The sequence below is a fragment of the Trichocoleus sp. ST-U1 genome (assembly GCF_039961835.1).
Lineage (GTDB): Bacteria > Cyanobacteriota > Cyanobacteriia > Cyanobacteriales > FACHB-T130 > FACHB-T130.
Genome location: NZ_JAMPJZ010000129.1, coordinates 1 through 10,214, shown reverse-complemented (window position 1 = coordinate 10,214; position 10,214 = coordinate 1). Strand labels below are relative to the sequence as shown.

General features: G+C 45.5%; 5 protein-coding genes and 1 pseudogene. 2 read left to right on the top strand and 4 right to left on the bottom strand.

Annotated features, from left to right (window positions below; translation table 11 throughout):
- A partial coding sequence (locus NDA06_RS25405) for a mechanosensitive ion channel family protein (RefSeq protein ID WP_348251914.1) occupies positions 1–1,014 on the bottom strand: 1,014 nt, incomplete at its 3' end.
- Positions 1,015–1,518: 504 nt separating this feature from the next.
- On the bottom strand, positions 1,519–3,558 hold the full coding sequence (locus NDA06_RS25400) for a serine/threonine-protein kinase (protein WP_190985097.1): 2,040 nt from the start codon (positions 3,556–3,558) through the stop codon (positions 1,519–1,521).
- A gap of 1,001 nt (positions 3,559–4,559) precedes the next feature.
- Between NDA06_RS25400 and NDA06_RS25395 the strand changes: the two genes are divergently transcribed.
- Positions 4,560–4,820, top strand: a complete 261-nt coding sequence (locus NDA06_RS25395) for an HAD hydrolase family protein (protein ID WP_190985096.1) — start codon at positions 4,560–4,562, stop codon at positions 4,818–4,820.
- A 51-nt stretch (positions 4,821–4,871) separates the two neighbouring features.
- On the opposite strand, the gene NDA06_RS25390 is transcribed toward NDA06_RS25395, so the two are convergent.
- Both NDA06_RS25390 and NDA06_RS25385 read right to left on the bottom strand, forming a co-directional pair.
- Complete coding sequence (locus tag NDA06_RS25390) at positions 4,872–5,525, bottom strand: heterocyst differentiation related protein (RefSeq protein WP_190525488.1); 654 nt, start codon at positions 5,523–5,525, stop codon at positions 4,872–4,874.
- 455 nt (positions 5,526–5,980) lie between these two features.
- Positions 5,981–9,583 (bottom strand): GAF domain-containing protein, encoded by a 3,603-nt coding sequence (locus NDA06_RS25385; protein ID WP_190985095.1) that lies wholly within the window; start codon positions 9,581–9,583, stop codon positions 5,981–5,983.
- Between the two features lie 527 nt (positions 9,584–10,110).
- On the opposite strand from NDA06_RS25385, the pseudogene NDA06_RS25380 reads away from it, so the two are divergent.
- Positions 10,111–10,214 (top strand): annotated as a pseudogene (locus NDA06_RS25380) (GFA family protein); the annotation flags it as partial.

Below are 10,214 nucleotides of genomic sequence, written 5' to 3'. Positions count from 1 at the left end.
AGGGCGATCGGGGTTCTCGTCTCTATGGCTGCCATTTCCATCTCTTTGGGCACGCATTTCTGCTAGCTTCCGGAGGGAACCGCCGATACTGCGGGGTTTTGGCACTTCTTGTTTCCCAGCGGGCCATCCTTCACGCTGACGAGCGCGATCGCCATCTGTCTCTTCAGTTTGGTCGTGAAACAGGATTTGCTGCGTTGGGAAGGGCATATCAATGCCGTTAGCCGTGAGCTTATTTTTAATCGCAGCGAGAACTTGATCCTGCTTATCGAGAATATCTGCACGTCGCGGCGGCTGTACCCACCAACGGGCGCGGATATTCACGGTACTGTCCGCTAGATCCACTACAAGGGCGTCGGGAGCTGGATCTTCCAAAACACCATCGACGCTAGCGATCGCTTCTAGAATCAGTTGTTTCGCCCGGTCAATGTCGTCGCCGTAACCAATACCCACGTCGTACTGAAGGCGGCGATTCTCGAAAGCAGTGTTCACCGTTACCGAGTTTGTAAACAGCTCAGAATTCGGAATCACGATGCGACGACCATCATAGGTTCTAATGGTCGTGGCTCGCGTCTGGATGTTTTCAACCGTTCCCTCGAAGTCTTTAAATACGATTTGGTCATCGATCTGGAATGGCTCGGTCAACAGAATTAAAATACCAGCCAGAAAATTCTGGAGAATATCGCGGAATGCAAACCCAATTGCGACCCCACTGATACCTAACAGTTGAACTAAATCTCCTGCCTTGAATGTCGGGATGACGATGGATAATGATACAAATAAACCGACTAAAATAACAATTCCCTGCGACAAACGACCTAGCACCAGCCCTAGATTCCGAGCTTGTCGATGCCTTCTGGTAAGCCGTCTGACCGTCGCCTTAATCGTTCTTGCTGCGAAAAAGAATATCGCAAAGACGATTAGTGCTAACACAATATTAGGCACCATGACAATCAGGCCATCGATCATTGCCTGAATTTTCCCCCATGCTGTTGATACCGATGTTTGAAAATTCATTCCTCTTTTCCGCTTACAAAATGTTGTTGATTTTAATTAAAAATTCATAATTTTGACTCTATCTATGGTCAGTATCTAGATGACACAGTTTCTATTATAAAAATAAATATATTCATAATTTATTTCTAAGGTTATAGCAATTCTCTATTGGATGTAGTACGGTTTAACCTCACCCCTGCCGCACCCCGTTCACAGGGAGGGGTTCAATATTCCTCAATATTCCCCCCTCTCCGTGAACGGAGAGGGGTTGGGGGTGAGGTTCTGAGTCTATATTGCACTCAAGTGAGAACTGCTATAGTTGATTTAGTGCTAAACCGTGAAGAATGATTTAACTTCTGAATAATTATCTAAATAGAGACAGATAAACTATAAAAAAATTATTTATATCTAGGAAAATATCGATAAAATACTGTTAACAAGTTCCTATAGTGCTAGATTGTAGCGCGATCGCACAAGGGAAGCTGATAAACATCTAACAGCCGCCTCTGCCCATATCCCCGTGAGTCATCGGGCATCTGCGATCGGCACCTGCCAAATTTTGATATTACTGTCACCACTGCCAGTAGCAATCGTCTGTCCATCCGGGCTAATCACAATACATTTAACCCAGCTAGAATGCCCGGTAAGCGTGCGAATTTCTTCACCCGTTGAAAGATTCCAAATTTTAATTGTTTTGTCCGCACTGCCACTGACTAAAGTTTGTCCATCTGAGCTAATCACAACCGAATTCACATAGTTAGAATGCCGGGTGAGGGTGTGAATTTGTTTCCCAGTGTTTAAATCCCAAATCTTAATCGTTTTGTCAGCACTAGCACTGGCTAAAATCTGCCCATCCGAGCTAATCGCAACGGAATTAACAGGTTGAGAATGCCCCTGAAGTGTGCGGATTGCTTTGCCAGTAGAAATATCCCAGATTTTAATTGTTTTATCGGCACTAGCACTGGCTAAAGTCTGCCCATCTGGGCTAATTGCAACGGAATTAACAGGTTGGGAATGACCCTGAAACGTGCGGATTGCTTTACCCGTAGAAATATCCCAAATTTTAATTGTTTTATCGGCGCTGCCACTGGCTAGAGTCTGCCAATCAAAGCTAATCGCAACAGAATTAATAGGGTTAGAATGTCCCTTTAATCTATGGATTTCTTGACCCGTGGAGATATTTAAAATTTTAATTGTTTTATCGGCGCTGCCACTTATTAATGTATTTCCATCTGGGCTAATCGCTAGAGAATTTATGTAGCTATCATGCCCTTTTATGATGCGAATCTCTTTGGCTGTAGACTGGTTCCAAATTCTAATTGTTTTATCTGCACTGCTACTGGCTAAAATTTGTCCATCCGGGCTAATCGCCAGAGAATTTACCTGGCTTTCATGTCCATGAAGCGTTTTAACTCCCGAAAGATTTTCATAAGCGATAACTTTGGGCGCGTCTTGGTAAGATAGTTGCCAAATTCCATATCCTCCTAATCCGACCAAGCAAGCAACGGCTCCCCCCATCAACCATTTATTTTTATTTTTCTTACTAACAATGATCGTTGGGGCTAATGAAGGCTTCCAAGGGGGCAGTATCCCAACAATTGCCCCGATACCAATCAGACTAAAATTAGGAGAAGGTTTATGTCTAGATAAAGACTGTGAAATTTTAGCGAGTTCATCTAAAATTTCTTGAGTATTTTTGTGCCGCGCTCCTGCGGTAGGAGCCATCAGTTTATCAATAAAATCTGCCAGTAAGGGTGAAATACCCGGTGCATGATTGCGCCAATTAATTTTATCCGTTAAAGGTTCATAAATTGCGCGATCTGTTGCTAGTTTGCCAGTCAGCAGATAAACAAAAGTTCTGCCCAAGGCATAGAAATCTGACTGGGGTACAGCATGACCTTTTTCTTGCTCTGGAGGTGTATAGCCAGCAGAACTAATCCTCGTGACACTGCCTGCGCCGCCGACTTCCGCAAGGTAAGTATAGGTCATCTCTCTGGCGGTGCCAAAGTCAATTAATACCAGATGCCCTGTGGAGTGCATCATGATATTTGCGGGTTTAATATCACGATGGAAATAGTTTTTTTGGTGGACAAGATGTAAAATCTCAGCGAGCTGTTTTAACCAGTCAAGAGCTAGCCGCTGATCGAGAGGGCGATCGCCCTGTTGTTGCATCCACTCTTTTAAGTTGGGACCATCAATTTTCTCCATGATGATGCCATACACTGGCTCTCGGCTGTTTCTGGGATAAAACTGAAAGTATCCATCAGGCTCAACTTTGGGGATGCCGGGATGATTCAGCTGGCTTAATACAATGGCTTCTTGCTGAAATAGCTCGACGACTCTGGCATTCGTGTTGTGATCTTTTTTGAGGATCTTCAGGATTTTGGGGGTTGCGCCCTCGTAGGCTTCATAAATATTGCCGAAGCCACTGTTGTCACTCAGTAGGCGCATGACCTGATAGCGCCCTTGTACCAGCAACTCTGAGCCACAATTGCGGCAAATACGGTTGTTGGCGTTGGCTGGATCGTTAGGTTTGGGGCAGCAGGGATTGATGCAGTAGCTCATAGATAGCTACAGAATTGTCATATCCCTAATATATGTTGAGAATTTTCAATCATCCACCCATTGCTGGAGGATGCAAGCCCAATAGTTGTTATCTATTAAGGCTTTTAGCTGACGACAAAAAAAGAAGGGCTGGTTTTTCTATCCTAAAAATTTAGTTTGAATTTATAGCATTTTCCGTTTGATATGCACCTCTTTGAAAAAATATCTTTGGCGAAGAGAACTTAAGAGGGATGCAAAGGAAGTCTGCTCTTGTCGCTTTTAAGGTATTTAAAAACCGCAAAAATATCATAATTGAATGTCAAAAAGGAGTAATTAGTGCAATCCTAGTTCATGAATGAATAAGGATTGCTATCAACTAAACAAACTCGTTGATGCATAGCGGCTGAAATTACGTCTCGTTTAAGTTTACCTGGAACGCGGGAAGCGATCGCAAGCAAGACGCTGTAATGACTAGAGAAGAAAGTCAAGCTGACATTTTAAAAAATATTTCATTGAGGCTTAACCCTACTCTATTACCCAGCCAACTTAAAGGGAATTGAAGCGATTGAAAAAGTATTGCCAGGTGTCCCTCAAGTGGTACTTTTTTATCGGGATATCTGCCCTAGATTCAGAGTGCCGTTGCAAAAGGCAACTAACGCGCTCAATTGGCGTTAGATGTCTATATCCATTCGCTTCTCAGGCACATTGGGGCGATGCTGACTTCACTCGGCAGTTTTGGGTTTAAAGCTCGACTCGAAAAAATGAGCGATCGCCGATAGATGAAGACATTGCTAGCGACGAGTCAGCCATGCGCGTCTTAGTTGTGCAGGCGCAAGAAGATTGGGCGATCGCTTACTACAAGTGCGGGCTAGAACCTGTCAAAAACAACCCTTGAAATACGCCAGTAGAGAAATTCAACAACTAAGTCAGGCAATTTAAATTGATAAAAATAACTTATCTCTACCTGTAAGAGCAGTAACGCCGCCTATTCCCATTAAAATCAAAGCAACTATAGCGTTCAATTGCCTGGAAGATACAAAGCCTCTGGGTTAAGCGTGGCATTGAGCGAACTGGGATTATCGCCGCATAACACCGTAGGCGTTGGCGATGCCGAAAACGATAGCGCCTTGCTGAACCTGTGCGAGTGTGGTGTCGCCGTTGCCAACGCCCTGCCCATGCTCAAAGAGATTGCCGATTTTGTCACGAAGGGCGATCGCGGTGCTGGGGTAATCGAATTGATTGACCATCTGCTGGCTTCGGATTTATCCGAACTTCAACCCTAGCTGCAATGACACAACATCCTGCTCGATAGCTGAGAAGCGGTCAACGTTTGTCTACCTGTCGTAGTCGATGGAGTCATTCCGCCTACCTTCTAGCTGCGGGGGCAGAAACTCAGAACGCCGTCTGTGAGATAAGGTTGGCGGGGGGGGTTGGATGGGGTGAATCACTTGTACTGTCCGGGGAGGACGCTGCTGTTGCGACAGCAAAGCAAAGGCTGCTGCCAGCACAACCCCACTAATGACAGTGAGAACCATGCCTCCTACTGCCCAGAGGATGCCTGTCAGCATGGGATTTAACGGCTGTTGCTCTTGAACAGCAGGCAAGGCTTGGGTTGGGTTGACCGGCGGAGGATAGACATTTGCTTTTGCCTGCGTAGTCAGAGCCTCAATCACCATTTGCTGATTCCGCAGCTGGGCTTTCACCTGTTCGGTTTCACTTTGTTGCTGTTCCAGCCGATCTTTTAGCCTTTGAGTTTCGCTCTGCTGCTGTAAGCAATAGGGAGTCGTATCCGGTGAGACACCAGCCGCAGTTGGAGGCGGAGGCGGCAGCTGCGGCATCGTGCCGTAGGGCTGTCCTGGCTGCGGTGGCGAGGGCAGGTAAGTCGGCAGGTTGGCTTGACTGGGATTCCCGCCAGTTCTAAGCAAGACGAAAGCTGCAATTCCGGCGAAGGCAGCCCCGGCCAGAAATGCTGTACTCTTTTCACTCATCGCTCTTGCTTTTCAACGGTAACTGAACCACAAATAGTCGCAACTGATGCACTCCGAGAATCATAACTTAACACCCTACTCAAATCGGGTTAACTTAGCAACTAAATTAGCAACTGAAGTAGATGGGATAGGGAGGCGTTTGTTACGACCTCGTATATGCTCTTACATTCAAAACCACATCATGTCAGTTGTCCAGCTAAAAAAAAATTGTAGAGATTTAAGAAGCAACGAATTGACATCCGTACTTTATAGCGGTTCTCACTCAGGGGTGCAATCCACTTGGAACCTCGCCCTCAACCCCTCGCTATTCACCCGGCGGGGATATGGAACCCCTTTCCGCGGATGGGATAGGGTTAAACCGTAGTGCATCCAAACCAAAATCGCTAGATTTGCCACACCGCAGGGATGAGATGCCTTCGTGTTTCCCTTGGGGTTGGGGAAGGCGTTGGGGAAAGTTAACTATAAGCAAAATTAATCGGTAGCTCTATGATAAAGCCGGTTTGACCCGATCCACTCTCAACCCAGATTTCGCCTCCTAAATGCTCTGTCAGTTTCTTCACCAGTGCCAGTCCCAAGCCAGTTCCGCCTTGCTTCCAGGGATCGGCATTGGGAACTCGGTAAAATTTATCAAAAATGCGGGTTAGCTCGCTCTGAGGAATTTCAGCCCCAGAATTTTTGACACTCAATTGAAGGGTTCCCGATTTCGCTTCGGCGGTGAGGACAATTTTTTCTCCTGGAGGAGTGTATTTACAAGCATTGTTGAGCAATTCTGCGAGGATGCGTTCCAAACTAGATGAATCGGAGACTAAACGAGGTAATTGAGAGGGGATGTCAACCTGCAAGATTTGTTGGCGGTTTTGGGCACGCTCTTGAAAAGGTTTTACAATTTGGGGCAACCAGAGATGAAGTTCGATGACGTCTAAATCCAAGGGTCGCGTCCCTGCCTCTAGGCGTTGTAAATCAAGCAAATCGTTGATTAAATCGGTTTCGCGTTTGCATTCCTTCTGCAATATCTGCAAGTAGAGACTGACTTTGCTGACTTCTGTAGGGGGTTTTGCTATTTTGGCATCCAAGACACCCTCGCGCTTGAGGGTGATTTCCAACATCTGAGCCGCCATTTTCATGTTGGATACAGGCGAACGTAATTCGTGAGAAACGGTGCTGAGGAATTCATCTTTGAGCCGATTGAGTTTTTCGAGTTCCTCTACTTGTGCCAGGGATGCTTGATAAAATCGGGCTTGACGGATTGCGATCGCGCATTGATTCGCTACTTGCTGCACCAGCCGGATCTCTAGTTTTTTGAAGGTATAGTCTGGGCGATGGAATAACCACAAATCCCCCAGCACTCCTTGATCGTCCAATATCGGGCAAGCCAACATCGCCACTTTACTCCGGACAAAGTCGGGACTGATTGAACAAGATTGGAAACATTTACCTTGTCGTAGAGGAGCGTAAATTTCCGGGAAGTCTGCCATTTGCATCACTTGACCCTGCGAGGAAGGCATTGAGGTGGCGTACTCGTAGCAAATTGTGGCAGTTTCTTGCTCCAGGTTGTAGAGCGAAGCATGACAGCTGCCCATATTAAATGAAAGCGCTAACTCTCGAACGGCTACCTGTAAAATCTGGCTTTCGTCGAGACTATCGCGGACTTTGTCGGTGATGCGTTTTAGCACGGCTTCAAAGCCAAGCGCTTTTTGCAGTTGGGTCGTCCGTTGTTGCACTTGGCGTTCTAGATTGGCGTTCAGCTGCTGCACCTGCTTAAACAGGGTGGATTGCCCAATCGCGATCGCCAGTTGAGCCGCGAATGCACAAACCAGGTCTACCTCTGAGTCTTGCCAGTAGCGAGGACGACCTTCCATCGATAGTGTTAATATTCCCCAGAGGTCTCCTTGAAAGTGTATCGGTACCAACAACCAAGCACCCGGATAAGCCTCTGCTAGAGGCTTATTCCCCTCATCCTCGATAGTCTGAGTATCGTGAATGGAAACCACTTGTAACTGCTTGAGTTGCCTTCCCAACAAATTGTCTGCATCTGGAAATTCCATACCCAGCCTGCTCGACAAACTGGAACCTTGATAGTAAAGTGCCACATTCAGCCAAACCTGCCGCTGCGGAAGATATTGCAGGATAGAAACGTGGTCGATGTGCAAAAGCTGACCAATTTCCGTTGTGGCTGTGGCAAAAATTACTTCTAATTCTAGAGAGCTACGAATTGCAGAAATCGACCGATTCAATGCTTGCTCGCGCTGAGCTTGTTGTTGCATTTGGTTATAGAGTTCGGCTTGCTGAATTGCGATCGCTACCTGGGTTGCCAATGAACAAAGCAAATCAATTTCCAACTGTTGCCACTGTCGGGGTTGCGAACAATCATGAGCAATTAGCAGTCCCCACAATTCCTCTCCTTGGAGAATCGGGACGATCAAGCTGGCTCTAACTTGAAGCCGATGTAGTAAATCGATGTGACATTGACTCAACTCGGCTGTATAAATATCTTCTATAGTTTTAGTGCGACCCTGTTGGTACTGGACATAGACTTGTTCAAAGCAAGGATCGTGGATTGTTGTTCCCAGGATGGGAGTCCAACCGTTGGCGACAGACTCCACTACCACGACTCCACTCCAGTCCGGCTGAAAGCGGAAAACGATCACTCGATCGGAGGCGAGAAATTGCCGGACTTCAGACACCGTCGTGTTGAGAATCTCTTCTAAATTTAAAGACTGACGGATGCGTTCTAGCATCGCCCTCAGCAGTCGTTCCCGCTCGGTTTGCTGTCTCAGTGACTCTTCAGCGGCTTTGCGATCGCTGATGTCGCGCACAATGACTAAAACTTCATCTTCCCCACTGACAACAAGCCGCGCCTCGTAATCGTGCAAATTGCCATTTTTGGGAAGCTGATACTCGAAGATTTGGATTTCGTTCGTAGAAAGTGCTTGCTCCACATGGTATTTGGCTTTCTCAGCGACTTCTATAGGCAAAACCTCGTCTAACTTTTTACCTAAGAATTCCTGAGCAGGTAACAACGTATCAAAATCTCTTGCCGTTTTGACGTCCAAATAAGTGCTATCTTTGCTAATTCGGAAGATCAAATCCGGGATGGCACTTATAAGAGCGCGATTTTTTGCTTCGCTTTTGCTTAGTGCCTCTTCTGCCTGTTTGCGCTCGGTAATGTCAGTCTGAATCCCCACAAAACCGATTAGATTCCCTTGTGGACTCCCGATTGGGGAAAGATAGAGTTCGTTCCAGAAAAGGGTGCCATCTTTGCGATAGTTGCGTAAGGTGACATGGCATTCTCTAGCTTCCCTAATCGCCATTCGTAGCTCATCAAGTGCTGGCTGAGCAGTGTCAGCGCCCTGCAAGAAGCGGCAGTTGTACCCTATGATTTCCTCAGCAGAATAGCCTGTTAAACGCTCAAAACTTGGATTGATATAAATAATTGGATTATCTGGTTGATTGGAGTCAGTAAGGACAATGCCATTGCAGCAATCACGGAGAACCTGCTCCAGTAAATGTAGACGTTCCTGTGCTTGTTTGCGCTCAGTTATGTCATCGCAAACCAGAAGGACAACTCTATCCGTATTCGTTCTTCGTACAATGCTAGCGGTAACATTTACCCAAAAAATGCTGCCGTCTTTGCAACAGGCACGCAATTCCCAACTAGTAACCAAAGCGTTTAACTCGATCCCTGAACTCAACTCAAATGCTTCTTGAATTGCTTGTTGCAAAAACTGAGCAAACTCAGCTTTTAACTTTTCTCGCTCGTCAGGAGCAAAAGTGCTGAAAATTGTTTTTCCAACCAACTCTTGGACGCTATAACCAAGACGAGCCGCTCCAAACTGATTAACCCCAACAACGACTCCTTCTGAATCCAAAGTAAAGTGAATACAGGGAGTCTTGTTGTACAGTGTTCGGTATGCTTCTAGTTCAGCTCTCGTGTTCCGCAGTTCTTCCTCAAGTTGGGGACGTTCTACATCTGCACCCGCAATAGTTTGTTGTAACTCTCCAGAAGCACCTTCACCTTGTAAATAGTCATGCCCAATTGGCTGGTGATTTGCGTCCATTTTGTAATCTCTTACCCCTTTTTTTTCATAGAGATAGAGGGACTAAATTTTTATCTTTGTTTATCAAAAAACTAATTTAATGGACTAAATAGCAAGTTGTTTGATGGGTTTGAATGCCTCAGTTATGGCTATGTAATGTTAAATGCTATACCAACTCAATCGTTCGCTTTCTAAAAAGGCTATGTCTATCATAGATATTTGAGCCAGCAATTATAATAACTCATTGCAGCTCGATAAAAAACATTACCTCCTGAGAAAACCTAAGTAATGGCTCTTTTACGTTAGAATTTCCTAACTGATTTTAAAATTGGTTTTTGTTTATACTAAACAATATTTACTTTTAATCTCATAAAGAAATATATATTTATGTTTAATTTATTATAGTTGTAGAGCGGTCCTAAAAGTAGCGAACCACGCTTTTCTCTACACTTTAACCATTATTTGCGAGAGAAGTGCTAGAAAATAGTCATTAACAATAGACTAGGAACTGGAAATCAACCAAACTCTGCTAACCGTGAATGACTAATATGAGCGCACAAACAGAAGAACCAATTACCTACGAAGGCGGCTGTCACTGTGGCGCAGTCCGCTTTCGGGTAATCGTTGACGAACATAAGGCAGATGACTGCAA

Excerpts from the sequence above, each read along its gene's own strand:
- NDA06_RS25400 (WP_190985097.1), bottom strand. The coding sequence starts at position 3,558 with ATGAGCTACTGCATCAATCCCTGCTGCCCCAAACCTAACGATCCAGCC.
- NDA06_RS25390 (WP_190525488.1), bottom strand. The coding sequence starts at position 5,525 with ATGAGTGAAAAGAGTACAGCATTTCTGGCCGGGGCTGCCTTCGCCGGA.
- NDA06_RS25385 (WP_190985095.1), bottom strand. The coding sequence starts at position 9,583 with ATGGACGCAAATCACCAGCCAATTGGGCATGACTATTTACAAGGTGAA.